Origin of the sequence: Achromobacter sp. NPDC058515 (assembly GCF_042721735.1) — a bacterium.
In the GTDB taxonomy this organism is placed as follows: domain Bacteria; phylum Pseudomonadota; class Gammaproteobacteria; order Burkholderiales; family Burkholderiaceae_B; genus Achromobacter.
This window is the reverse complement of the sequence record NZ_JBHXNI010000017.1, coordinates 73,765-96,753: the sequence shown is the minus strand read 5'-3', so window position 1 is coordinate 96,753 and position 22,989 is coordinate 73,765. Positions and strand designations below refer to the sequence as shown.

The following is a 22,989-nucleotide window of genomic DNA, read 5'->3' as shown; positions in this document are numbered from 1 at the left end:
GGGCGGGGCGCCGCGGCACCTACCTCCAGACTCATCATGTACGTCGATTCCCACTGTCACTTGAATTTCCCGGAGCTTGCGGCCGATCTGCCGGCCATTCTTGACCGCATGGCCGCCAACCAGGTCACCCATGCGCTGGTCGTCAGCGTCAACATGCCGGAATGGCCGGGCCTGATGTCCCTGGTCGAGCCGCAGGCGAACCTCTGGGCGTCGGTGGGCGTGCACCCCGACTACGAGGACACGCCGGACCCCTCGCCCGAAGAGTTGGCGCGCCTGTCCGAACACCCCAAGGTCGTGGCCATCGGCGAGACCGGGCTGGACTACTACCGCCTGTCGGAGCCGCTGGACTGGCAGCGCGAGCGCTTTCGCGTCCATATCCGCGCCGCGCGCGACACGGGCCTGCCGCTGATCGTGCATACGCGTTCGTCCGCCGAGGACACCGTGCGCATGCTGCGCGAAGAGAAGGCGGCCGAGGCCGGCGGGGTCATGCACTGCTTCACCGAAACCTGGGAAGTCGCGCAGGCCGCGCTGGACCAGAATTTCTACATTTCGCTGTCCGGCATCGTGACGTTCAAGAACGCCCAGATCGTGCATGAAGTGGCCGCCAAGGTGCCGCTGGACCGCCTGCTGATCGAAACGGATTCGCCGTACCTGGCGCCCGTGCCGTACCGTGGCAAGCTCAACGATCCGTCCAAGGTGATCCACGTGGCCGAGAAGATCGCGGACTTGAGAGGCATCCCGGTGGCCGAAGTGGCGCGCGCTTCAACTGACAATTTCTTTAATCTTTTCAAGAAGATAAAGAGATAAGTTGATTTGATTTATTTAAAGTGATTTATAGGATTGCCATGGCTATCAGCGTCGCATCTACCCAGAAGGCCTTCTTGTCGTGCTGCCGCGGAGGCCTGCTGGCGTTGGCCATCGGACTGGCCGCGCCGGCGGCGCAGGCCGCCAATGCCGCCGACTGGTGGGTCTACGTCGCCAACGACTATCCCGACGACATCAAGGACCTGCTGGCCCGGGGATCCGATCCCAACGTGCGCTACAAGAACGGCCAGCCGGCGATCATGCGGGCCGTGGTGGACGGGGCCTGGAAGGTGTTCGACGTGCTTGCGGCGGACCCGCGCACCGATGTGAACGCCGAGAATCCGGCGCGCGAGACTCCGCTGATGTACCTGGCCATCGCCGGAGAGACCGAGCGCGCCAGGAAGCTGATCGCGCGCGGCGCCCAGGTCAATCGCCTGGGCTGGACGCCGCTGCACTACGCCGCGTCCAAGGGACAGATGGAGATGGCGCGGCTGCTGCTGGCGAACAAGGCGATGGCCAATGCGCCGGCGCCCAACGGCGAGACGCCCCTGATGATGGCGGCGCTGTCGGGCCGCAAGCCCATGGTGGAGCTGCTGCTGAAAGCGGGCGCGGACGTCACCACCCAGGACACCAAGGGCCAGAACGCCGCCGATTGGGCGGCCACCGGCAAATGGACCGCGCTGTCGGCCGAGCTGACGACCATGATCGCGCAGCAGGACGAGGCCAAGCGCAAGCGCCGCGCGGCAGCGCGCGACGGCTCGCAGGAGGGCGCTGCGGCGGCCCCCGAGGCGGCTGCCCCCGCCGCGCCGGCGGCGCCCCAGGACGCGCCTGCCCCGGCGGCCAAGGCGCCGGCGGACAAGTCCGGCGTGCAGGGCGTGTCGGGCGTGGGATTGTCCGACTACGAGAAGCCGCCGGCGCCGTAGCCGGCTCGCTGCGGGTCTGCCCGCCGCCTCAAGAACCCGCCGACGGCGGGTTTTTTTACGCTCTCCGTTCGGGGTTTTCCCTTGTAGTTCTCAATTTATGGGAAAAATTTAAAGCCATAACACCATAAATTGATAATCTCGCCGCCATATTGCTGGGAGATGAATTTTCATGTCGGATCTGTCCGTAGGGGCGGGCGCGGATCGCGTCCTGTATGTGCTGGCCACCCTGGCCCGGCATGACGGCCCGCTCAGCATCGCCGCGCTGGCCGAGCAGACCGGCCTGGCGCAGAGCACGCTGTACCGGCAGGTTGCGCTGCTCAAGCGCTGGGGCTTCGTCGCCGAGCACGAAGGCGAATACGGACCGGGGCCGCTCTGCGTGCAGCTGGCGTGGGGCTTTGACCAGTCCTCCTTCCTGATCCACGAAGCGCAGCCGGACATGGCGGCGCTGGCCGAGTCGTCCGGCGAAACCATCGGGCTGCTCGTGGCGGTCAAGGACCAGGCTGTCTGCCTGGACATGGTGGAGAGCCAGCATCCGCTGCGCTGTTCGTTCACCAAGGGCCGCGGGCTGCCGCTGGCGCGCGGCGCTTCGGCCAAGTCCCTGCTGGCGTTCATGCCGCTTGCCCGCCTGCAGGCGGCGCTGGCCTACCTGGCCGCCGAGGCCGGGGTGGACGCCGCCCGGCTGGGCGATGAACTGGAAACCATCCGCGCCCAGGGGTATGCCGTCACCGACAGCGAAGTCGACGCCGGCGTCTGGGGGGTCAGCGTTCCGATCTTCCAGCGCGCGAACCAGGCCGTCGCCTCGATCACGCTGATGGCGCCCTCCACGCGGGCCGCGCAGCGCCCCGACGCGCTGATCGACATGACCGTGGCGGCCGCCCGCCGCATCTCGGAGCGATTGAAGGCCCTCTGAGGCGCCAGGCTCCCTGCCTTCCCGAATTCCACATCCTTTATCCAGGCGCTTCCGCATTTCCCGCCGCAACGACTCGCCGTACTCATCGCCGTATCCACATCCATAGGACCCATCATGACTACTCGCCGCACACTGCTGACCGCCGCCCTGACCCTGGGCCTGGCCTGGAGCGCTGGCTCCGCGCACGCCCAGGAAACCATCCGCGCCGTCACCGACGCCACCTTCCCGCCGATGGAGTTTGTCAAAGACGGCAAGCGCACCGGCTTCGACATCGAGCTGGTGGAAGCGCTGGCCGGCGCGATGGGCAAGAAGGTCGAGTGGATCGACATCGACTTCAAGGGCCTGATCCCCGCCTTGCAGGCCGGCCGCGCCGACATCGCCGTGTCCGCCATCTACATCACGCCCGAGCGCAGCAAGGTCGTGGATTTCACGGACTCCTACTACGCCGGCGGCCTGGTGGTGCTGACCAAGACGGACAGCCCGATCAAGACGCTGAAGGACCTGGACGGCCGCAAGGTGTCGGTGCAGGTCGGCACGAAGTCGGTCAATTACCTGAAGGACCACTACCCGGCCGTGCAGCGCGTGGAAGTCGAGAAGAACCAGGAAATGTTCAACCTGGTGCAGATCGGCCGCGCCGAAGCCGCCGTGACCGGCAAGCCCGCCGCCAAGCTGTTCGCCCAGAACACCACCGGCCTGGTCGTGCTGAACGAGCAGATCACGACCGAGGACTACGGCATCGCCGTGCCCAAGAGCAAGCCCGAGCTGACGCGCGAGCTGAACGCCGCGCTGCAGAAGCTCAAGGCGGACGGCAGCTACCAGGCCATCGTGAACAAGTGGTTCGAGGCGCCCGCCAAATGAACCTGGAATTCGCTCCCGTCTTCGCCGATTTCGACGCGCTCGTGCGGGGCGCGGTGGTCACCATCGAGGTGACCGCCGGCGCCTTGCTGCTGGCGTGCGTCATGGGCCTCTTGGTCGGCGTGGGCCGGCTCAATCCGCGCCGGCGCGTCGTCTATGGCCTGTGCAGCACGTATCTGCTGCTGTTTCGCGGCACGCCGCTGCTGGTGCAGCTGTTCATCTGGTTCTTCGGCTTGCCCCACTTCGGCGTGACGCTGCCGGCGTTCGCCTGCGGCGTGCTGGGCCTGGGCATGTACTCCGGCGCCTATGTGTCGGAGATCGTCCGCGGCGCCATCCAGTCCGTGGACCGCGGCCAGACGGAAGCGGCCCGTTCGCTGGGCATGTCCTCGGGGCAGGCCATGCGCATCATCATCCTGCCGCAGGCAGTGGTGCGCATGATCCCGCCGCTGGGCAACGAATTCATCGCGCTGATCAAGAACTCGGCGCTGGTGTCGCTGTTGACCATTCACGATCTGATGCACGAAGGGCAGAAGATCATCAGCGTGTCTTACCGCTCGTTGGAAACGTATCTGGTGGTGGCGCTGATCTATCTGATCCTGACCACGGCCACCATGTTGGTATTGCGGCAGGTGGAGCAACGCCTGCGCGCCGGGGGGATGGTGCAATGAGCGCTGCAATGAATGCTGCGGAGAGCCCGCAGGAAATGGTCCGCATCCGCGGCCTGCACAAGTCCTACGGCGACCACGCCGTCCTGCGCGGGATCGACTTCGACGTGCTGCCTTCGCAGGTGGTGGTGGTGATCGGGCCCAGCGGCTCGGGCAAGAGCACCTTGCTGCGCTGCTGCAACGGGCTGGAAGTGGCGCAAGCCGGCACCGTGGACATCTGCGGCCAGACCTTGCTGGACCACGGCAAGCTGCTGCCCGAGGCGCAACTGAACCAGCTGCGCATGCAGGTGGGCATGGTGTTCCAGGGCTTTAACCTGTTCCCGCACCTGTCGGTGCTGGACAACGTGACGGTCGGCCCGCGCAAGCTGCGCGGCATGGGCCGCGAGGAAGCCAACGCCCTGGCGGCCGACCTGCTGAAGAAGGTCGGCCTGTCGCAGAAGATGGCGGCCATGCCGGCCAGCCTGTCGGGCGGGCAGAAGCAGCGCGTGGCGATTGCCCGCGCGCTGGCCATGCAGCCCAAGGTCATGCTGTTCGACGAGCCGACCTCGGCGCTGGACCCGGAACTGGTGGGCGAAGTGCTGCAGGTCATGAAGCTGCTGGCCCGCGAGGGCATGACCATGATGGTGGTGACGCACGAAATGGGCTTTGCCCGCGACGTGGCCGACGTGGTGGCCGTGATGGACGGCGGCGTGATCCTGGAGTCCGGTCCGCCGGAGGTGATCTTCAGCGAGCCGCGCGAGGCGCGCACCCGGGAATTCCTCCAGGCTGTCCTGAGCACGGGGCAGGGGGCGGGTGTGGCATGAGCGGCGCGCAACTGGACAAGAGCCTCTGGAAGGCGCGGGACGACAGCGCCGAGCAGGGCGACACGCGCCGCCTCGCGCATATCGTCGAACCGGCCGCGGGGCAGGCGAAGAAGGGCGAAGCCGTGCTGCTGGGCTTTGCCTGCGATGCGGGCGTGGCGCGCAACCAGGGCCGCGTGGGCGCGGCGGAGGGCCCCGCCGGCATCCGCAGGTTCATGGCGGGCCTGCCCGCGCACGGCCTGACGCGCCTGCTGGACGCGGGCGACGTGGCGTGCACGGGCGATGCTTTGGAAGACGCGCAGGAGCGCCTGGGCCTGCGCGTGGCCGAGCTGCTGGAAGAGGGCGCGCGGCCGCTGGTGCTGGGCGGAGGCCATGAGATCGCCTGGGGCAGCTTCCAGGGGCTGGCCCGCTGGCTGGAGTCGCGCGGCGATACCGGTCCCGTGCTGGTGCTCAACCTGGATGCGCATTTCGACCTGCGCACCGGGCGTCCCGGCAGTTCGGGCACGCCGTTCGACCAGATCGCCCGCTATTGCGAGGAGCGCGGCCACGCCCTGCAGTACGCCTGCCTGGGCGTGTCGCGGCTGGCCAATACGCCCGCGCTGTATGCGCGCGCCGCCGAAGTCGGCGCGGTCTGGGTGGAAGACCACGACATGCAGGAACGCCACCTCGCGGCGCGGCTGGCCAATGTGGACGCCTTGCTGGCTCGCGCGCGGCACGTTTACCTGACCATCGACCTGGACGTGCTGCCCGCCGCGGTCATGCCCGGCGTCTCGGCGCCCGCGCCCTATGGCGTGCCCCTGGCGGTGATCGAGGAAATCGTTCTGCGGGTCAAGGCCAGCGGCAAGCTGCGCCTGGCCGACATGGCGGAGTACAGCCCGCGTTTCGACGTGGACGGCCATGGCGCGCGCGCCGCGGCGCGCCTGGCGTGGCAGCTCATGTCGGCCTGACGGACGAGGCCGGACGGCGTAGTGTAGGAAGCGGCTGGTTCTGCCCGGCAGGCTGGACGCTTGCGGCTTCGCGGCTTAGGATAGGGGCAGTTTCAGGGCCGGGCCTGCGACCCGTTCGATATCCACAACAGGTATATGTCCCCATTTAAAATATTTTATCTTTAAATGGGGACGCTATTATTTTCGTGGATAAAATGGCGCAACTTTGTCAGGAGAGCATGCTCATGTCTCAAACTCCCACCCATGCCTTGCCGTCTTATCTGAATGCCGATGACCTCGGCCCCTGGGGTAATTACCTGCAACAAGTCGACCGGGTCACGCCGTATCTCGGCTCCCTGAGCCGGTGGGTCGAGACGCTTAAGCGCCCGAAACGCTCGCTGATCGTCGATGTGCCGATCGAACTGGATAACGGCACGATCGCCCACTTCGAGGGCTATCGCGTGCAGCACAACGTGTCGCGCGGCCCCGGCAAGGGCGGCGTGCGTTTCCACCAGGACGTCACGCTCTCCGAAGTGATGGCGCTGGCGGCCTGGATGTCGGTCAAGAACGCGGCCGTGAACCTGCCTTACGGCGGCGCCAAGGGCGGCGTCCGCGTCGATCCCCGCAAGCTCTCCGCCTCCGAACTCGAACGCATGACGCGCCGCTACACCAGCGAAATCGGCGTCATCATCGGACCGTCCAAGGACATCCCGGCGCCTGACGTGAACACCAACGCCCAGACCATGGCCTGGATGATGGACACGTACTCCATGAACGAAGGCGCCACCGCCACCGGCGTGGTCACCGGCAAGCCGATCGCGCTGGGCGGCAGCCTGGGCCGCGTCGAGGCCACCGGCCGCGGCGTGTTCGTCGTGGCGTGCGAAGCCGCGCGCGACCTGAACATCGACGTCTCCAAGGCGCGCGTCGTCGTGCAGGGCTTCGGCAACGTGGGCGGCACGGCCGCCCGCCTGTTCCATGAAGCCGGCGCCAAGGTCATCGCCGCGCAAGACCATACCGGCACCGTGCACAACCCCGCGGGCCTGGACGTGCACAAGCTGTTGTCGCACGTGTCGCAAACCGGCGGCGTGGGCGGCTTCTCGGGCGGCCAGGCGCTGGACAAGAACGAGTTCTGGACGCTGGAAACCGAATTCCTGATCCCGGCGGCCCTGGAAAGCCAGATCACGGTGGACAACGCCGCGAAGGTCCGCGCGAAGATCGTGGTGGAAGGCGCCAACGGCCCGACCACCCCGGAAGCGGACGACATCCTGGCTGAAAACGGCGTCTATGTGGTGCCCGACGTGCTGGCCAACGCCGGCGGCGTGACGGTCAGCTACTTTGAATGGGTGCAGGACTTCTCCAGCTTCTTCTGGAGCGAAGAGGAAATCAACCAGCGCCTCGAGCGCCTCATGCGCGAAGCCTATGCGGCCGTGTCGCAAGTGGCCAAGGAACACAAGGTGACGCTGCGCACCGCCGCGTTCATCGTGGCTTGCACGCGCATCCTGCAGGCGCGCCAGGTGCGCGGCCTGTACCCGTAAGGACTGAATCGGCAATGCGCTTTCGGGCGCGTTGCCGAGGAGGCCGAGTGAGACAAAAAAAGGAATCGCCCCGCAAGGGGCGATTCCTATTGGCGGGTAGGGCAACCCCCGGCTTCACGAGCCGGGCAGCAGTTCCGGCCTGAGCACGCCGCGCAAGTCGGCGTAGGAAATCGCGAGTTCCGGTTCCCCGTGCGAATACGGGGCGATCGAATAGGCGTCGTACTTGACGACGATGCCGTCCCGCGTCAGGGCAAAGTTGTCGCTCTCCTGGAACGGCCACATCTTGTTGTAGGCCGCGGGATCGCGCTTGGCGTCCGGATTGCCTGCCAGCCACTTCGCGTGCGCCCGCTGCAGGGCGGCGACGTAGTCGGCGCGGCGGCCCGGGATCAGCGCTTCGTCCAGGCTCATCACGCGGCCGCGGCTGCGCTCCCAGTTCAGGTATTGCGTGGCCGGAATGCCGTGCGCGGCGCCGGTCAGGTACTGTTCCGTGTGCAGTTCGATGGACACGATGTCGCCCACCGTGTCCTTCACGCTGGCCTTGAAGTAGGTTGCGTCGCGCGGTTGCGCCGTGGACCAGAAGTACTTGGTGTATTCCGACAGGGTGTCGTAGGGGCCGCGGCGGTTGGCGTCGGTGCCGGTCATGTAGGCCAGCACGTGGTCCACCAGGGCCGTCAGCTTCGGGATGCCCGGAAAGGCCACGCTGTCGATTTCGATCCGCGGGCAGTCGCCTTCGCAGCCCGGCTTGTTCGATGCCCACTTGATGCGCTCGGTCGACAGGTCGCCCACTTTTTCCGGCGTTGCCGAGGCGGGCGATGCCGGGTCGGCCAGGGTGATTTCAGACGGTGGCGTGCTGCCGCAGCCGGCAAGCGCCAGCAGGGCGGCGCCCAGTATCAGACCGCGTATCGCGCCTTGCGGCGTGAATGTGCGACGCATTGAATTACCTCCAGAAAATCGGGGCTTGCCCGTCAGGGCACGACACCCGTCCATTCCGCGGTGGAGAACTTTTCGTCGGCCTGCGCCTGCGCGCGCGCCAGCGTGTCGCTGCCCACCTGCCCCGGAGTCAGACGATGCAGGGCGGCAAAAGTTTCCACCATGCGGTCGATGATGACTTCCCGCGCCAGTCCGGTCTGGGTGCGCAGGGGATCGACGCGCTTCTTGGCGCTGGTGGTGCCCTTGTCGGAAAGCTTCTCGCGTCCGATGCGCAAGACCTCGACCATTTTATCGGCGTCGATATCGTAGGACATGGTCACGTGATGCAGGACGGCGCCGGCGCGGCGGGCCTGGGCCGCGCCGCCGATCTTGCCAATGTCCGAGGCGATGTCGTTGAGCGGCTGATACCAGGCCTTGATGCCCAGGCCCTGCAGGGCGGCCAGCACCCAGGCGTCCAGGAACGCGTAGGACTCCTGGAAACTCATGCCGTGGACGAGTGCCTGCGGGGCGCTCAGCGAATAGGTGATGGAGTTGCCGGGCTCGATGAACATCGCGCCGCCGCCGCTGACGCGGCGCACCACCTCGATGCCGTGGCGCCGGGCGCTTTCGGGATCGACTTCGTTCTTCAGGGATTGGAAACGGCCGATCACGACGGCGGGGGCCGACCATTCCCAGATGCGCAGGGTGGGCGGGCGCTGGCCGGCGCCGACTTCGTCGGTGATGACGGCGTCCAGCGCCATGTGCAGCGCCGGCGCTTGCGGCCCCTCATGGACCAGTTGCCAGTCGTAGTCGTTCCAGTCGGTGCGCGTCATGCAAGCGCCCTCCGCAAGACCACGGCGACGGCCTCGGCGGAAAAGCCGAACATCTCGGCGTTGGGCGGCAGGGCGGATTGCACGGCCACCGCCAGTTCCAATTCGCCCGCGTCGGCGGGCATGCCGTTCAGTCCGCGGTTGATGGCCTCAAGGGCTTCGGGCGGCTCAAGAAAGAAGTCGCCGCTGATGCGCACATCGGCCAGGCGGCCGTCGCGCACTTCCAGATCCGCGACGACCAGCTTGCCGCCGGGGACTTTGTATTCGCCATGCATGGGCGCTCCTTGCAAAATCAGAATCGGAAATTACAGGCTGAGCTTCATGCCGTCGTGGCTGGCCGTGAAACCCAGGCTTTCATAGAACCGGCGCGCGTCGGGACGGGCGCGGTCGGTGGTGAGCTGGACCAGCCCGCATCCCTGGATGCGGCATTGGTCGATCGCCCATTCGAACATGGCGCGGCCCAGGCCGGCGCCGCGGGACGACGAAGCGATGCGCACGCTCTCGATCTGACCCCGCCACTGGCCCTGCCGCGACAGGCCGGGTATGAACGATAACTGCAAACAGCCGACCAGGTGTGAATCCTGCTCAACCACCGCCAGGAATTGATTGGGGTCTTGCTGGATCGCGGTGAACGCGGCCGCATAGCGCGGGTTCGGCGGAACCGACGCGTCCTCGCGGGCTGCGCCCAGCACATCGTCGGCCAGCATCGCGATGATCCCGGGCAGGTCCTCCCGGCGGGCGCGGCGAAACACCAGTTGCGGTTCGGTCATGGTGCTTCCTTTCAGCGGGCGACGTTCTGGGCGGTCTGGCCGAACAGGATGCGGCGCGATTCCTCGTCGCTGACCGACGGCGCCGTGTTGACCGTGTCGGCCAGCGCATAGGCGCGCTGCGTGGCGGGACGCGCGGCGATCGCGTCGAACCAGCGCTTCAGATGCGGGAAGTCGTTCAGGTCCTGGCCCTGCTTGGCGTGCGGCACGATCCAGGGGTATGCCGCCATGTCCGCGATGGAGTAGCCGCCGGCGACGAATTCGCGGTCGGCCAGGCGCTTGTTCAGCACGCCGTACAGGCGGTTGGTTTCCTTGACGTAGCGGTCGATGGCGTAGGGAATGCGTTCCTGCGCGTAGCCCGAGAAATGGTGGTTCTGGCCGGCCATGGGGCCCAGGCCGCCCATCTGCCAGAAGAGCCATTGCGACACCTCGGCGCGGCCGCGCACGTCGGCGGGCAGGAACCGGCCGGTCTTCTCGGCCAGGTAGAGCAGGATCGCGCCCGACTCGAACAGCGGGATGGGCGCGCCGCCGTCGGCGGGCGCCTGGTCCACGATGGCGGGGATGCGGTTGTTGGGCGCGATGGCTAGGAATTCGGGCTTGAACTGGTCGCCGCGGCCGATGTTCACGGGGTGGATCTTGTAGGGCAGGCCGGCTTCTTCGAGGAACAGCGTGATCTTGTGACCGTTGGGGGTGGTCCAGTAGTAGAGGTCGATCATGAGGGTGTCCTGGGCATCATGGCGCCGCCGGCGGGGGCCGGCGGATGGGAAAGCCATGATAGCGGGGCAATCTTGACGGCCACCCGAATAACCGGGGGGCGGGTGCGGGTTTCCCCGGCCCGGCCCCCCCGGTCCTCAGACCGCGCCCGGGCGCGGGCTGCCCGGCAGGCGCCAGGTCCAGTTCAGGCTGACGGCCGCGGCGGCCAGGAAGATCAGCGCCACCCCCGCGATCTGCGAGGCGTCCATGCGGTGTCCGTAGACCAGGAAGTCCAGCATGATGGCCACCGCCGGGTAGATGAAGCTGAGCGCGGCGGTGGAGGTGGTGGGCAGCTTCTGGATGGCCGAGTACATCAGGATGTACATGAGGCAGGTATGGATCAGGCCCAGCGCAACCAGGTAGCCCCATTGGACGGGCTGGGCGGGCAGGGCATTGAAATCGGCCATGGGCAGCAGCATGAAGGCGCCCAGCGTCACCTGCACCAGCGCCAGCACCTGGGGCGGGATGCCCTTCAGGCGCTTGACGATGACGGCGGTGATGCCATAGAGGGCCGCTGCGCCCAGGCCCAGCATCAGGCCCGTCAGATAGGCGCTGCCGCCCGCCGCGCCGGTGTCTCCCAGGCGCAGCACCAGCAGCAGTCCGGCAAAGGCCACCACCGACCACGCCAGCTTGCCGCGCGACGGGCGTTCGCCCAGGAACAGCACGCCCAGGCCGATCAGGAAGAAGGGCTGCACGTTGTAGACGGCGGTGGCCAGCGAAATGGAGGCCAGGCGGTAGGCGGAGAACAGCAGCACCCAGTTCAGCACCAGCGCCGCGCCCGCCCCGAGCGCCAGGGCCAGCGTCCTGGCGGTGAACAGGCCGGGCTTGAGCAGCCCGCGCGCCCAGCAGTACAGGAACAGCGACAGGGCGCCGAAGACGCAGCGGAAGAAGACGACGTTCCAGGCGCTCTGGCCGGATTCCAGCACGAACACGCCCAGTGTGCCGGAGAGGGTCATGGCGGCGGCCATTTGCGCCAGGCCGATGCGTTCAGTCGAGGGGATCATGATGGGTTCTCCGGGGGGCCGTGCGGCCGCGATGTGCGATGGAGAAATTATCCCAGGCGAATCAAGCTGCTTATATGATGTTGTTGTGGCGCTTTCATCGTCAAACCTTCGTTTGGGTGAAATTTATGCAAAATGACCTAAAAATTGAAAACCCGGTGCTGGACGGCATCGACCGCCGCCTCGTCGAGACCCTGACGGCCAATGCGCGCACCACCACCGCAGACCTCGCGCGGCAGGTCGGCATGTCCGCGCCCAGCGTGGCGGACCGGCTGCGGCGGCTGGAAGAGTCTGGCGTGATCCGCGCCTACACGCTGGATGTGGACCCGGTGGCCCTGGGCTATACGCTGGAGGCCATCGTGCGCATCCGGCCCTTGCCCGGGCAGTTGCGCCACGTGGAGGGGCTGATCCAGGAGATCCCGGAATTCGTGGAGTGCGACAAGGTGACGGGCGACGACTGCTTCATCGCCCGCGTGGTGCTGAGGTCGATCGCGCACCTGGACGGCATCCTGGAGCGCGTGACGGAGTTCGCCGAGACCAACACGGCCATCGTCAAGGCGCACACGGTGCGCCGCCGGCTGCCGCCGCTGCGCTAGGGCCTGGCGCGCTAGACGGGCGCGGACAGCGCCTTGGCGATGTCGTCCCTGATGCCCGCTGGCGTATCGGTGGGCCCGTAGCGCTTGATCACCAGGCCGTCGCGCCCCACCAGGAACTTGGTGAAGTTCCACTTGATGCCTTCGGTGCCGAACACGCCGGGCCTTTCGCCCTTGAGCCATTGGTACAGCGGATGGGCGTCGGCGCCGTTGACGTTGATCTTGGCGTAGAGCGGGAAGGTGATGTCGTACTGCGTGGCGCAGAAATTCTGGATCTCGGCCTCGTCGCCGGGTTCCTGGTGGCCGAACTGGTCGCAGGGAAAGCCCAGCACGGTCAGCCCGTCGTCGCGGAACGACCGGTAGAGTTCTTCCAGGCCCGCGTACTGCGGCGTGAAGCCGCATTTGGACGCCACGTTCACCACCAGCAGCACGCGGCCGCGATAGGCGTTCAGGGACTGTTCCGCGCCGTCGATGCCGCGGGCGGAGAAATCATGGATCGTGCTCATGCGGGCTCCTCTGGTCAGGCGTCCGAACGCGAAGGCGTCAGCGCGCCGGATTGTCCAGCGAGTGTAGCGCCGGCATGCCTGCCGTAGTAGCGCGTGCCCCACAACGTCAGGAGCAGCACGGCGGCCGTGATCGCCGCGGACATCCAGGGCAGGTCGGTCAGCGGCAGGCCATGGCCCAGCGCCAGGCTGCCCAGCCACGCGCCGCCCGCATTGCCCAGGTTGAACGCGCCCTGGTTCAGGGTGGACGCCAGATTGGGCGCCTCGGCCGCCTGGTCGACGATCAGCGTCTGCAGCAGCGGCACCACCGCAAAGCCCAGCACGCCCCAGATGAAGGTCACGACCAGCATGGGCGCCAGCGCGTGGATTGCCTGGCTGAGCGCCAGGAAGACCAGCAGCAGGCCGATGAATATGCGGCGCAGCGACGTTTCCAGATTGCGGTCGCCCAGCTTGCCGCCCAGGGTGCTGCCTACCGTCAGCGCCACGCCGAACAGCAGCAGCACGCCGGTCACGCCGCGCTCGGATACGCCGGTCACTTCGCGCAGCATGGGCGCGATGTAGGTCAGCACGCAGAAGAGCGCCGCCGACGCCAGCACGCTGGCCGCCAGCGGCCAGACCACGCGCACATCGCGCAGCACCTTGAATTCGCGGAGGATGTTGCCGGGCTGCATGGGGATGCGGGCCGGCAGCCACGCGGCCAGCGCGGCCACGGCCGCCATGCCGATGCCGCTGACCACCCAGAACGTCGAGCGCCAGCCGGCCACCTGGCCCAGCGCGGTGCCCAAGGGCACGCCCAGCACGTTGGCCAGGGTCAGTCCCGTGAACATCAGCGCGATGGCGCTGGAGCGCTGGTTGCGCGGGACCAGGTCGGCCGCCACGACGGCGCCGATGCCGAAGAAGGCGCCATGGCAGAACGCGGTGAAGACGCGCGCGGCCATCAGCAGCCCGTAGTTGGGCGCCAGCGCGCACAGCAGGTTGCCCAGCACGAAGGTGCTTGCCAGGCCGATCAGCGTGGCCTTGCGCGGCATCCTGGAGGTGATGATGGCCATGATGGGGGCGCCGATCACGACGCCCATCGCGTAGCCGGTGATCAGCAGGCCGGCGATGTCGATACTGACATGGAGGTCGTCGGCGACGTTGGGCAGCAGGCCCATGATGACGAACTCGCTGGTGCCGATGCCGAAAGCGGCGGCGGCCAGCGCGATAAGGTGCAGGGGCATGGAAAGGGGCGTGGCCGGGACGAAAAAGAAAGCCCCGGCGGGATGAAAGAGAAGGGCGAAATTCTAGGGCACCGCGGCCGCGGCACAGTCGGAAAGCCCTAGTCTTGTTAAGGGTATACCCTGTGTTCAGGACGGCGTCAGCGGCGCGGCCTACACCAGCTTCAGGTCCAGCGGCGCCACCCCGGGGAACACCTGGGCCAGGCGCGCCTGGTCCAGGCCGTACAGGCGCGAGAACAGGCCGGCGAACACGGCGCGGTACTCGTTGAGCACGGGATAGTCGCGGTCCTGGAACAAGGCCTCGCGCTTGATTTCGGCCTGCCGGCCCGCGATGCGCCCGCCGCGCACATTGCCGCCCATCACCCAATAGACCGTGCCGTGGCCGTGGTCCGTGCCCTTGTTGCCGTTTTCACGGAAGGTGCGGCCGAACTCGCTGATCACCACCACGGTGGTCTGCTTCCAGGCCGGGCCCATTTCGTCGGCATACGCGGCCAGGGCGCGGCCGAGCTGGCCCAGGCGGTTCGACAGCAGGCCCTTGGCGCCGCCTTGCCCCACATGCGTGTCCCATCCGCCCACGTCGACAAAGCCCAGGTTGTAGCGGTCGCTCATGAAGCGGGCGATGCGCCGCGCCTCCTGCTCCAGCTTGTCCGCCGATACCGCGTTGCCGTTGGCGGCCTTCATCTCGGCCTCCAGCTCCTCGCGCGCCGCGCCCATGATGCGCTGGCCTTCGGCCACCGAAGCGTCCAGCTCGGTATCGCGATACATCGCGGCGATGGCGCGGTGGTTGTCCTCGTCCAGGCGGGACTTGCGGTTTGCGCCGCCCAGGTCGATGTTGGGCACCCGCGTGCCGCCGCGGAAAATCTGCGGCACGTCGGAGGTGAAGGCGGCCGATTGGGCGCGCGACGTGGTCAGCGCGGTGGACAGGCGATTGAGAAAGCCCGAGCGGTAGTCGCCGTCCTTGCCGGCGCCCTGGCCGAGTTCGATGCGGTTCTGGGTTTCGAAGTGGCTGCGGCTTGTGTCGTCCGTGCCGGCGAAGGGCACGAAGGCCAGTTCCCGCCGTTGATAGAAGGGCAGCAGGCTGTGCGCCAGGGCGGGGTGCAGCGCCCAGCCGTCGGCAAGCGGCAGCGCGGCGTCGGGCCCGCTGCCCGGCCGGGCGATGGCGATGTTGGGCCGCGACTCGTAATAGAAGTCGCTGCTGGCCGGCACCAGCAGGCTGGCGGCGTCGTAGGCGCCGCGCATGAAAACGACCAGCAGGCGGTTGGACGAGGCGGCGGGCGCCGCGTACAGGCGGCTCGCGCCGAACGCCAGCGGGGCGCTGGCCATCAGTTGAAGCAGGCGGCGGCGTTGCATGGGGGTTCTCTCCGTCATCGGGCTAGCGTCGCATGAATTCAGGCGAGGCCAGCAGATAGGTGTTGGCGTCCTTGGGCGACCTGGCTTGCCCGATGGCTTGGCGCGTGGCGCCCGACAGGCCGGCGAACAGGCCGTTGTCCGCGTTTGCCTTGTACAGGTCGGGCAGGGGCGGCAGGTCCACGCGCCCTTTGTCGTCGCCTTCGCGGTAGAAGCCCTGGGGCGCCGCGGCGATGCCGCGCGCCGTCTCGAAACGCGCCGTCATCTGTCCGGACCCCGCCCAGTCCGACTGGGTCTGCGGATAGCCGTCGGGCGTCAAGCGCTGGTTCAGCGGCTGCCCGAGCTGCTTCAGCATGTTCATGCCGGGCTTGGTGTTGACGATGGTCGGCAGGTCGGCGTAGGCCAGCCGCAGCGACGAATAGACATAGTGGACGGGGTCCTTGAACACGCCCGCCTTCAGCGATTGGGCGAACTCCGGCGACGAATACAGCGTCTGCAGCGTGGCCGCGATGTCGCCGTCCTTGGCCAGGAACGTTTTTGCCATGCGGTCGATGAGCGCCGGCGCGGGCGCGTCGCCCACGAAGTACGCGGCGAGCTTGGCGCTGATGAAGCGCGCGGTGGCGGGATGCCGGGCCAGCAGGTCCACGGCCGCGTCCACTTCCGCCAAGCCGGCGCCCGGGATCTTGCGGCCCAGGAACACCTTGTCGCCGTAGTCGTGGCGGGCGGGGTTGAAGAGGAACAGCCCGTCCTGCACGAGCTGGCCGCGCAGTTCGGGCTTGACCTTCGGGAGCTGGTCCTTGTTGTGGATGCCCAGGCCGGTGAGGATGCGCGCCAGCTCCTGGACGTCGGTCTGCGTGTAGCCGCCCTTGACCCCGAGCGTATGCAGCTCCATCAGCTCGCGGGCGTAGTTTTCGTTGATGCGGCCGGCGGCATTCTGGGTGTTGTCCAGATAGACCAGCATGGCCGGCGAGCGCAGCGTGGCCGCCAGCAGGTCGCGGAATTTGCCCAGCGCATGCGGCCGGATGGCTTGCTCTTCGTACTGGTCGATGTAGGTGCCGATGTCGTTCTTGGCGGCGTAGACGTTGAAGTGGTTCATCCAGAACCACGTCATCTGCTCTTGCAGCTGGTTTGGCGAATACAGCGCGCGCCAGAACGCGCGGCTGGCGGTGTCGTCGGCGCGCTGCCGGGAAATCAGCCGCGCCTCGCGCTGCACCTTCTGGCGCGCATCGGGCGCGGCGTCCTTGGCCCGTTCGCGCATGCCGCGTTGTTGCGCAAGCGCGTCCTCGGCGCTTTGGAGCGAGATCGACAGCGCGTCGATGCGCGCCTGCACCTCGCCGGGCAGCTTGGCCTTGGGGTCGGGATGGAGCTGCGCCTGCAGGTAGCGGTCGGCGCCCAGCGCCTGCATGCGGGCGAGTTCGGCGGGCGTGGCGCCCCAGGTGACGCGGTTCACCATGGCGGCGTCGCGGGCGGCGTCTTGCTGCTGCGCGTGGACGGCGGCGGCCAGGGGCAGCAACAGCAGCGCCGCCAGACGGTGGAGGAACAGGCGCGGGTACGGCATGAGGCGTGCACCTTCAAGGTTGGTCGAGCGGGTGACAGGATAATCGCGCGAACATTACGGGCCGGGGGCACCTTGCAACGCAAGGAAACGGATCGTTTTAGAAACCGCGCCTGCCCCCAGTGGCCGCGGGGGCTTTCCGGCCGCCGCGGTGCGCGCGTCCTATCATGCGGTATTGCCGAGTGCGCCAGAGGCGAAAGGAGCCCGAGGATGGAAGGAATGATCGAGCGCCTGGAGGCGATGCTGGCCAAGGGCACGGACAACATGCTGTTGCGATTTTCGCTGGGCAAGGCCTATGCCGAGCAGGAGCGCTTTCGCGAGGCCGAAGCGCATCTGCGCGCCGCGCTGGCGTTCGACCCCGCCTATTCCGTGGCGTGGAAATGGCTGGGCAAGGCCTGCCTGGGCCTGGGCGACAAGGACGGCGCGCGCGCCGCCTGGGAATCCGGCCTGGCGGCCGCCCATGCCCGGGGCGACCAGCAGGTGGTGAAGGAGCTGCAGGTGTTCATCAAGCGGCTGGATAAGGAAGCGGCGGCCGGCGCCTGAGGGGCCGGCCGCTACGTCGCCTGATTGCCCAGTAGCGCACGCGCGCGCTGCGGCGGCGCGAGCCGGCCCGCCGGCGCCGCGGCAGGCGCGGCCTTGGGCAGCACAGTCTGGCTGCCCGCGACGCGGAAGACCTCGATGGCGTGGCGCAGCTGGGCGCCGCGCGTGCGCAGGTTGTCGACGGCCTGAGAGGCCTGCTCGACCCGCGCGGCATTGCGCTGGGCGGCATTGTCCGTTTCCGAGATCGTGCGGCTTACGTTGTCGATGCCGGTGTGCTGTTCGGTCGAGGTGGCCGCGATCTCGTTCATGATGCGCGTCACCTGCCGCACCGATTCCTCGATGTCCAGCATGGTTTCGCCGGCGCGCTCCACATGCCGCACGCCGTCGGCGACGCGCTCGTTGGACGCTTCGATCAGCGCCTTGATCTCGCGCGCGGCGGTGGCGCTTTTCTGCGCCAGGCTGCGCACTTCGCTTGCCACCACCGCAAAGCCCTTGCCGGCCTCGCCCGCGCGGGCGGCTTCCACGGCGGCGTTGAGCGCCAGGATATTGGTCTGGAAGGCGATGCCGTCGATGAGGCCCACCACTTCGGCAATCCGCGAAGAGCTTTGCACGATGCCCTGCATGGCTTGCGCGGCCTCGTTCACGACGAGGCCGCCGCGCCGGGCCACGTCGGAAGCCTGGCTGGCCATGAGGTCCGCGCCGTGCGCGCTGGCGGCGTTCTGCTTCACGGTGGCGGCCAGCTGCTCCATGCTGGCCGCGGCCTCTTCCAGCGAGGCGGCCTGGCGCTGCGTGTGCGCGGACAGGTCGGCGTTGCCGTCGGCGATCTCGGCCGCGGAATGGAGCGCGCTTTCAATGCCGTTGTGGACGTCGCGGGTGATGCTGACCAGGCTCTTGCGCATCACCTCGAGCGAGAACTTCAGCGCGCCGATTTCGTCGCGGATGCTGCCTGGCGGCAAGGGCGTGCTGAGGTTGCCGGCGGCGACCTGGCGCGTGAAGTCGGTGGCCGTGACCAGCAGCCCCGTGATCGATCGGGCAAAGCCCCAGCCCGACGCGAAGATCAGGACCACGCCGCCCGCCAGCACGCCCGCGGCGATGGCGAGCTCTTCGTTGTTCATGCGCTCGTACATGCCGTAGAGCGCGACGCCGGCGGCGCCCAGGAACAGCGAGGATGCCAGCACGGCCCACGCCAGCATGCGCGAGCGCACCCCGGTGAGGCGCCAGATCCTCAGGCGCGCCAGCGCGCCGCGCAGGCCCGTGGGCCTGACCTGTCCACGGCTGAGCCGCAAGCCGCGGGCGGTGCCGTCGCGCAGTCGCGCGTAGACGTCCTGGGCGGCCTCGATCTGCGCGCGCGTCGGCTTGACGCGCACCGAGGCATAGCAGACGGTCTCGCCGCGTTCCATGATGGGCGTGACGTTGGCCAACACCCAGTAGAAGCCGCCGTCCTTGCGGCGGTTCTTGACCATGCCCGTCCAGGATTCGCCGCGCTGTATGGTGCGCCACAGGTCTTCGAACGCCTCTTCGGGCATGTCGGGATGGCGCACGATGTTGTGCGCCGCGCCCACCAGTTCCTCGCGGGAGAAGCCGCTGACCTCGACGAAGGCGGGGTTGGCGTAGATGATGCGGCCGCGCGCGTCGGTGCGGGAGATCAGGTACTGCTCGTCCTGCAGCGTGTATTCCTTGTCGTGAACCGGCTGGTTGTTGCGCATGCGTCTGGCGTCCGTGATAGGCGTGGTGCAGCGGGATCATCCGGGACGGACAGGGCAGCGAGGTTGATCTACATCAAGATGTTCAGAGGTTATGCCAAAGGTAAGGCCGGTGCGGGCGGCAGGTTGCCGAAGGCTTCCAGCGCGCGCAACCGGCTCTGCGCGAGATCCACGATGGGCAGCGGATAGCCGGCCGCCGCGCGCTCCATGGGACTCGGGTCGTGGATGGCCCGCTCGTCCAGATGCGCCAGTTCCGGCAGCCATTCGCGCAGGAACGCGCCGCGCGGATCGAACCGGCGCGATTGGGTCAGCGGATTGAAGACGCGGAAGTAGGGCGCCGCGTCGGCGCCGGTGGAGGCGCTCCATTGCCAGCCGCCGTTGTTGGCGGCCAGATCGCCATCCACCAGTTGCGCCATGAACCAGGCCTCGCCCAGCCGCCAGTCGAGCAGCAGGTTCTTGGACAGGAACATGGCGGTCACCATGCGCAGGCGGTTGTGCATCCAGCCCAGCGCCAGCAGCTGGCGCATGGCTGCGTCCACGATGGGGATTCCGGTGCGGCCTTGCTGCCAGGCGAGCAGGTCGGCGGGCGCGTCGCGCCAGGGCACGGCGGCGGTTTCCGGCTTCATGGGCCGGTGCATGGACAAGGACGGATGCGCTGCCAGCAGGTGCTGGTAGAACTCGCGCCACAGCAGTTCGTTGATCCAGGTGGCCACGCCCGCGCGGCCGCTGTCCAGCTCGCCGTGATTGGCGGCCAGCGCGGCGCGCAGGGCCTGGCCCGGCGACAGCACGCCCGCCGCCAGATAGGGCGACAGGCAGCTGGTGCCGGGCAGGGACGGGAAGTCGCGCTCGTCCTTGTAGGCGTCGATGGCGCTGTCGGCGAAGGCGGCCAGGCGGTCGCCGGCCGCGGACTCGCCGGCGGGCCAGAGCGCGCGCACGGCGTCGCCGGGCGCGTCGAAGCCGTCAAAGGCCGCGGGCAGCGGATCGGGGCCCCAAGCCGGCGGCGTCTGCGCGCGCGGTGCGGGAATGGCCCGCAGCGGCGCGGTGCGCAGGCGTTCGCGGCAGGCGCGTGCATAGGGCGTGTAGACGCGATAGCACTCGCCCTTGCCGCTGAGGACGGTGCCCGGGCGCAGCAGCGACGCGCCATGATGCAGGGTCCAATCCACGCCGATGGCCCGAAGGCTGTCCGCCACGGCGGCGTCGCGGCGGCGTTCATTGACTGGCCACTCGGCATTGGCGTGCGCCTGCGTGATGGCGTGGGCCTGGCAGAATTGCGCAATGGCGGCGGGCGCTTCGCTCCAGTCATGGACGGTCAGCAGCTTGAGCGGAATGCCGGCCCGGGCCAGGTCCCGCGAGAGCTCGCGCAGGTTGCGCAGCCAGAAGTCGACCTTGGCGGGCGCCTCGCCATGCCGGCGCCATTGGCCCGGCGCGGCCAGGAAAAGCGCCGTGACGGCGCCGGCTTCGGCGGCCGCGGCCAGGGCGGGATTGTCGTGCATGCGCAGGTCGGTGCGTAGCCAGAGCAGCGTGTTCATGAGGACGGTCCAGGGCAGGAAAGGACGGCGCGGCGGGGGCCGGCAGGCGAGGCGGGATTTTATCCCGCGGCCCGCCAGGCCGCGTTCCGGCGGCGTTGGGGCTTGGAAGACGATGTAAAAACTACGAGTAGATGTGACCGGTGCGCACGGGTGAAACAGGAGGCCCCCGCGCATGGGGAAAGAGCGGCGGGCGGGCATGCGCCGGTCAAACCATGAAACACGCTGGCGCGCTGTACGTATTGACGCGGGTGGGGCCCCGCCATGTAATGCAATAAACAATCAGAGCAAGATGAACGATATGGGAAACCTGATGGACCTACGCCCGTCCTTTCTGAAGGGACGCACACCCGCCGGCAAGACATCCCGCGACGTCTTGCAAAAACTCTGGCGCTCGGTCGACCTGCCCGACGAGTCGCTGGAGCACGTGGTGTTGACCGGTGCGGACCCTGTCCTTCCTTCGTCGTTCGCCGTCGGCACGGCAGCGCAGGCCAGCATGGCGGCGGCGGCCCTGGCCGCGGCCGAAATCTGGCACCTGCGCGGCGGCGCGCGCCAGCAGGTCAGCGTGGACATGCTGCATGCGGCGCAGGAATGCCGCAGCCATTTCACGATCAATGGCATTGCCCCCAATCCCTGGGATCCCATCACCGGCGTCTATCGCTGCGGCGACGGCGGCTGGGTGCGCATCCACGCCAACTTCGCCCATCACCGCGACGGGGCCCTGGCGCTGCTGGGCTGCCCCACCGGCGACGGCGCCACGCGAGACGCGGTGGAGCGCGCGCTGAGCCGCTGGAAGGCCGAGGATTTCGAGCAGGTTGCGGCCGATGCCGGCATGGTGGTTTCCGCCATGCGCAGCTTTGACGAATGGGACCGCCATCCGCAGGGCCAGGCCATTGCGGCGCAGCCGCTCCTGACCGTCGAACGCATCGGCGAGGCCGATCCGCGGCCCCTGCCCAAGTACGGGCAAGACGCCCGCCCGCTCAAGGACATCCGCGTGCTGGACCTGACGCGCATCATCGCCGGGCCGGTTTGCGGCAGGGCGCTGGCGGCTTACGGCGCCGATGTGATGCTGGTCAATTCCCCGCAGCTGCCCAATATCGACAACATCATCGACACCAGCCGGGGCAAGCTTTCCGTGCTGGCCGACCTGGACACGGCCGATGGCCGCATCGCCGTGGGCAATCTGCTGCGCAGCGCCCATGTGTTCGTGCAGGGCTACCGTCCCGGCGGGCTGTCCGCCCTGGGCTTCGGCCCGCTGGACGCGGCGCGCATCCGTCCGGGCATCGTCTATGTCTCGCTGTCCGCCTACGGCAACGTGGGCCCGTGGGCCAACCGCCGCGGTTTCGATTCCCTGGTGCAGACGGCAACGGGCTTTAACCACGCCGAAGCGCAAGCCGCCGGCCAGGACGCGCCCAAGGCGCTGCCGATGCAGATCCTGGACCATGCGTCGGGCTACCTGATGGCGTTCGGGGCGCAAGTGGCCCTGGCGCGCCAGGCGACCGAAGGCGGAAGCTGGCATGTGCGGGTGTCGCTGGCGCAGACCGCGCACTGGCTGCGCAACCTGGGCCGGGTCGATGGCGGGCTTGCCTGTCCCCTGCCGGGCTTTGACGGACTGCTGGAAACGGTGCCCTCGGGCTTTGGCGAACTGGTCGCCTTGCGCCACGCCGCGCGTTTTTCCGCAACGCCGGCCCGCTGGACACGGCCGTCCTGCCCGCCCGGCACGCATCCCACCGTCTGGCCGTTCAACTAGGCTACTGCCTGGCCTTCCAGTCGCGCAGGGCGCGCATCGTGTTGGCCACGTGCGACTCCGGGCTCATATCCGTGAATTCATACAGGATCTTGCCTTCCGGCGAGATCACGTAGGACACGCGTTGCGCGTAGTCGGGACGCTTGTCGTGGACGGCGTCATAGGCCTTCATGATCTTGCCGTCGCCGTCCGCCGCGACGGCAAACTTGCTGCGGCATGCGCTGACCGAGAACTTGTTCAGCGTGTCGATGTTGTCCGTCGAGACGCCGATGACGGTGGCGCCCAGCGACTTGTATTCATCCGTGGCTTCGGCGAAGTTGTGCGCTTCGATCGTGCAGCCCTGCGTGAACGCGGCCGGAAAGAAGTACAGCACGACTGGACCCTGCTTGAGCGCCTCGGCGAGCTTGAAGGTGAAGACGTTCCCGCCCAGCGAAGCCTGGGTGCTGAAGTCCGGCGCGGGGGCGCCCACGTCCAGCGCGGCCTGGGCCGAAGGACCGGCCAGCAGGCCGCATAGCAGTAACCAGGGGGCAAGGCGCTTCATCGGAATCTCCTAGTGTCGGGGCGCCGCGCGGGAATGCCG

General features: G+C 68.0%; 24 protein-coding genes. 11 read left to right on the top strand and 13 right to left on the bottom strand.

Features of this window, described 5'->3' with window-relative positions; translation table 11 throughout:
• Nucleotides 1-36 precede the first annotated feature (36 nt).
• The 8 genes from ACFWP0_RS24810 to ACFWP0_RS24775 all read left to right on the top strand — a co-directional run bounded on the left by ACFWP0_RS24810 (nucleotide 37) and on the right by ACFWP0_RS24775 (nucleotide 7,418).
• Nucleotides 37-807 carry a TatD family hydrolase gene (locus ACFWP0_RS24810; protein ID WP_377846640.1) on the top strand — a complete coding sequence of 257 codons (771 nt, stop codon included), beginning with the start codon at nucleotides 37-39 and terminating at the stop codon, nucleotides 805-807.
• A 38-nt stretch (nucleotides 808-845) separates the two neighbouring features.
• The gene (locus ACFWP0_RS24805; RefSeq protein WP_377846638.1) at nucleotides 846-1,727 is read left to right on the top strand and encodes an ankyrin repeat domain-containing protein; all 882 of its coding nucleotides are present in this window, start codon (nucleotides 846-848) and stop codon (nucleotides 1,725-1,727) included.
• Between the two features lie 169 nt (nucleotides 1,728-1,896).
• On the top strand, nucleotides 1,897-2,637 hold the full coding sequence (locus ACFWP0_RS24800; protein ID WP_377846636.1) for an IclR family transcriptional regulator: 741 nt from the start codon (nucleotides 1,897-1,899) through the stop codon (nucleotides 2,635-2,637).
• A 114-nt stretch (nucleotides 2,638-2,751) separates the two neighbouring features.
• The gene (locus ACFWP0_RS24795; RefSeq protein ID WP_377846634.1) at nucleotides 2,752-3,495 is read left to right on the top strand and encodes a transporter substrate-binding domain-containing protein; all 744 of its coding nucleotides are present in this window, start codon (nucleotides 2,752-2,754) and stop codon (nucleotides 3,493-3,495) included.
• The gene (locus tag ACFWP0_RS24790; RefSeq protein WP_377846632.1) at nucleotides 3,492-4,160 is read left to right on the top strand and encodes an amino acid ABC transporter permease; all 669 of its coding nucleotides are present in this window, start codon (nucleotides 3,492-3,494) and stop codon (nucleotides 4,158-4,160) included. The genes ACFWP0_RS24795 and ACFWP0_RS24790 overlap by 4 nt, the downstream gene beginning before the upstream one ends.
• Nucleotides 4,161-4,168: 8 nt before the next feature.
• Nucleotides 4,169-4,960, top strand: a complete 792-nt coding sequence (locus ACFWP0_RS24785; RefSeq protein ID WP_377846630.1) for an amino acid ABC transporter ATP-binding protein — start codon at nucleotides 4,169-4,171, stop codon at nucleotides 4,958-4,960.
• Entirely contained in the window at nucleotides 4,957-5,904 is a 948-nt protein-coding gene (hutG, locus tag ACFWP0_RS24780) for a formimidoylglutamase (protein ID WP_377846628.1), read from the top strand. The genes ACFWP0_RS24785 and hutG overlap by 4 nt, the downstream gene beginning before the upstream one ends.
• Nucleotides 5,905-6,128: 224 nt before the next feature.
• Nucleotides 6,129-7,418 carry a Glu/Leu/Phe/Val dehydrogenase gene (locus tag ACFWP0_RS24775; protein WP_377846627.1) on the top strand — a complete coding sequence of 430 codons (1,290 nt, stop codon included), beginning with the start codon at nucleotides 6,129-6,131 and terminating at the stop codon, nucleotides 7,416-7,418.
• Between the two features lie 114 nt (nucleotides 7,419-7,532).
• Here the strand turns inward: ACFWP0_RS24775 and ACFWP0_RS24770 are convergent, their stop codons facing one another.
• The 6 genes from ACFWP0_RS24770 to ACFWP0_RS24745 all read right to left on the bottom strand — a co-directional run bounded on the left by ACFWP0_RS24770 (nucleotide 7,533) and on the right by ACFWP0_RS24745 (nucleotide 11,681).
• The gene (locus tag ACFWP0_RS24770; protein WP_377846625.1) at nucleotides 7,533-8,351 is read right to left on the bottom strand and encodes an RsiV family protein; all 819 of its coding nucleotides are present in this window, start codon (nucleotides 8,349-8,351) and stop codon (nucleotides 7,533-7,535) included.
• A 32-nt stretch (nucleotides 8,352-8,383) separates the two neighbouring features.
• Nucleotides 8,384-9,160 carry a biotin/lipoate A/B protein ligase family protein gene (locus ACFWP0_RS24765; RefSeq protein ID WP_377846623.1) on the bottom strand — a complete coding sequence of 259 codons (777 nt, stop codon included), beginning with the start codon at nucleotides 9,158-9,160 and terminating at the stop codon, nucleotides 8,384-8,386.
• Nucleotides 9,157-9,432 carry a lipoate protein ligase C-terminal domain-containing protein gene (locus ACFWP0_RS24760; RefSeq protein WP_377846622.1) on the bottom strand — a complete coding sequence of 92 codons (276 nt, stop codon included), beginning with the start codon at nucleotides 9,430-9,432 and terminating at the stop codon, nucleotides 9,157-9,159. Before ACFWP0_RS24760 ends, ACFWP0_RS24765 begins: the two co-directional genes overlap by 4 nt.
• Nucleotides 9,433-9,462: 30 nt before the next feature.
• Nucleotides 9,463-9,927 carry a GNAT family N-acetyltransferase gene (locus ACFWP0_RS24755; protein ID WP_377846620.1) on the bottom strand — a complete coding sequence of 155 codons (465 nt, stop codon included), beginning with the start codon at nucleotides 9,925-9,927 and terminating at the stop codon, nucleotides 9,463-9,465.
• Between the two features lie 11 nt (nucleotides 9,928-9,938).
• Nucleotides 9,939-10,640: a glutathione binding-like protein gene (locus tag ACFWP0_RS24750; protein ID WP_377846618.1), complete on the bottom strand. Its 702-nt coding sequence runs from the start codon at nucleotides 10,638-10,640 to the stop codon at nucleotides 9,939-9,941.
• A 135-nt stretch (nucleotides 10,641-10,775) separates the two neighbouring features.
• The gene (locus tag ACFWP0_RS24745) at nucleotides 10,776-11,681 is read right to left on the bottom strand and encodes a DMT family transporter (protein WP_377846617.1); all 906 of its coding nucleotides are present in this window, start codon (nucleotides 11,679-11,681) and stop codon (nucleotides 10,776-10,778) included.
• A gap of 125 nt (nucleotides 11,682-11,806) precedes the next feature.
• Here ACFWP0_RS24745 and ACFWP0_RS24740 point away from each other — a divergent pair, with 125 nt between their 5' ends.
• Complete coding sequence (locus ACFWP0_RS24740) at nucleotides 11,807-12,274, top strand: Lrp/AsnC family transcriptional regulator (protein ID WP_377846615.1); 468 nt, start codon at nucleotides 11,807-11,809, stop codon at nucleotides 12,272-12,274.
• Between the two features lie 11 nt (nucleotides 12,275-12,285).
• Here ACFWP0_RS24740 and ACFWP0_RS24735 read toward each other — a convergent pair whose 3' ends face one another.
• The 4 genes from ACFWP0_RS24735 to ACFWP0_RS24720 all read right to left on the bottom strand — a co-directional run bounded on the left by ACFWP0_RS24735 (nucleotide 12,286) and on the right by ACFWP0_RS24720 (nucleotide 16,896).
• Nucleotides 12,286-12,777, bottom strand: a complete 492-nt coding sequence (locus ACFWP0_RS24735; RefSeq protein WP_377846613.1) for a glutathione peroxidase — start codon at nucleotides 12,775-12,777, stop codon at nucleotides 12,286-12,288.
• A 14-nt stretch (nucleotides 12,778-12,791) separates the two neighbouring features.
• Nucleotides 12,792-13,994, bottom strand: coding sequence for an MFS transporter (locus tag ACFWP0_RS24730; RefSeq protein WP_377846611.1), 1,203 nt, complete (start codon nucleotides 13,992-13,994; stop codon nucleotides 12,792-12,794).
• Nucleotides 13,995-14,144: 150 nt separating this feature from the next.
• On the bottom strand, nucleotides 14,145-15,341 hold the full coding sequence (locus ACFWP0_RS24725; RefSeq protein WP_377846609.1) for a DUF1501 domain-containing protein: 1,197 nt from the start codon (nucleotides 15,339-15,341) through the stop codon (nucleotides 14,145-14,147).
• A gap of 22 nt (nucleotides 15,342-15,363) precedes the next feature.
• Nucleotides 15,364-16,896 (bottom strand): DUF1800 domain-containing protein, encoded by a 1,533-nt coding sequence (locus ACFWP0_RS24720; protein WP_377846608.1) that lies wholly within the window; start codon nucleotides 16,894-16,896, stop codon nucleotides 15,364-15,366.
• Nucleotides 16,897-17,103: 207 nt separating this feature from the next.
• Between ACFWP0_RS24720 and ACFWP0_RS24715 the strand changes: the two genes are divergently transcribed.
• The gene (locus ACFWP0_RS24715) at nucleotides 17,104-17,436 is read left to right on the top strand and encodes a tetratricopeptide repeat protein (protein ID WP_377846607.1); all 333 of its coding nucleotides are present in this window, start codon (nucleotides 17,104-17,106) and stop codon (nucleotides 17,434-17,436) included.
• 11 nt (nucleotides 17,437-17,447) lie between these two features.
• On the opposite strand, the gene ACFWP0_RS24710 is transcribed toward ACFWP0_RS24715, so the two are convergent.
• Complete coding sequence (locus tag ACFWP0_RS24710; RefSeq protein WP_377846605.1) at nucleotides 17,448-19,139, bottom strand: methyl-accepting chemotaxis protein; 1,692 nt, start codon at nucleotides 19,137-19,139, stop codon at nucleotides 17,448-17,450.
• An 89-nt stretch (nucleotides 19,140-19,228) separates the two neighbouring features.
• The gene (gene phrB, locus ACFWP0_RS24705; RefSeq protein WP_377846603.1) at nucleotides 19,229-20,665 is read right to left on the bottom strand and encodes a deoxyribodipyrimidine photo-lyase; all 1,437 of its coding nucleotides are present in this window, start codon (nucleotides 20,663-20,665) and stop codon (nucleotides 19,229-19,231) included.
• Nucleotides 20,666-20,963: 298 nt separating this feature from the next.
• On the opposite strand from phrB, the gene ACFWP0_RS24700 reads away from it, so the two are divergent.
• Complete coding sequence (locus ACFWP0_RS24700; protein WP_377846785.1) at nucleotides 20,964-22,412, top strand: CoA transferase; 1,449 nt, start codon at nucleotides 20,964-20,966, stop codon at nucleotides 22,410-22,412.
• Between the two features lies 1 nt (nucleotide 22,413).
• Here the strand turns inward: ACFWP0_RS24700 and ACFWP0_RS24695 are convergent, their stop codons facing one another.
• Nucleotides 22,414-22,950, bottom strand: a complete 537-nt coding sequence (locus ACFWP0_RS24695; RefSeq protein ID WP_377846601.1) for a peroxiredoxin — start codon at nucleotides 22,948-22,950, stop codon at nucleotides 22,414-22,416.
• Nucleotides 22,951-22,989 lie beyond the last annotated feature (39 nt).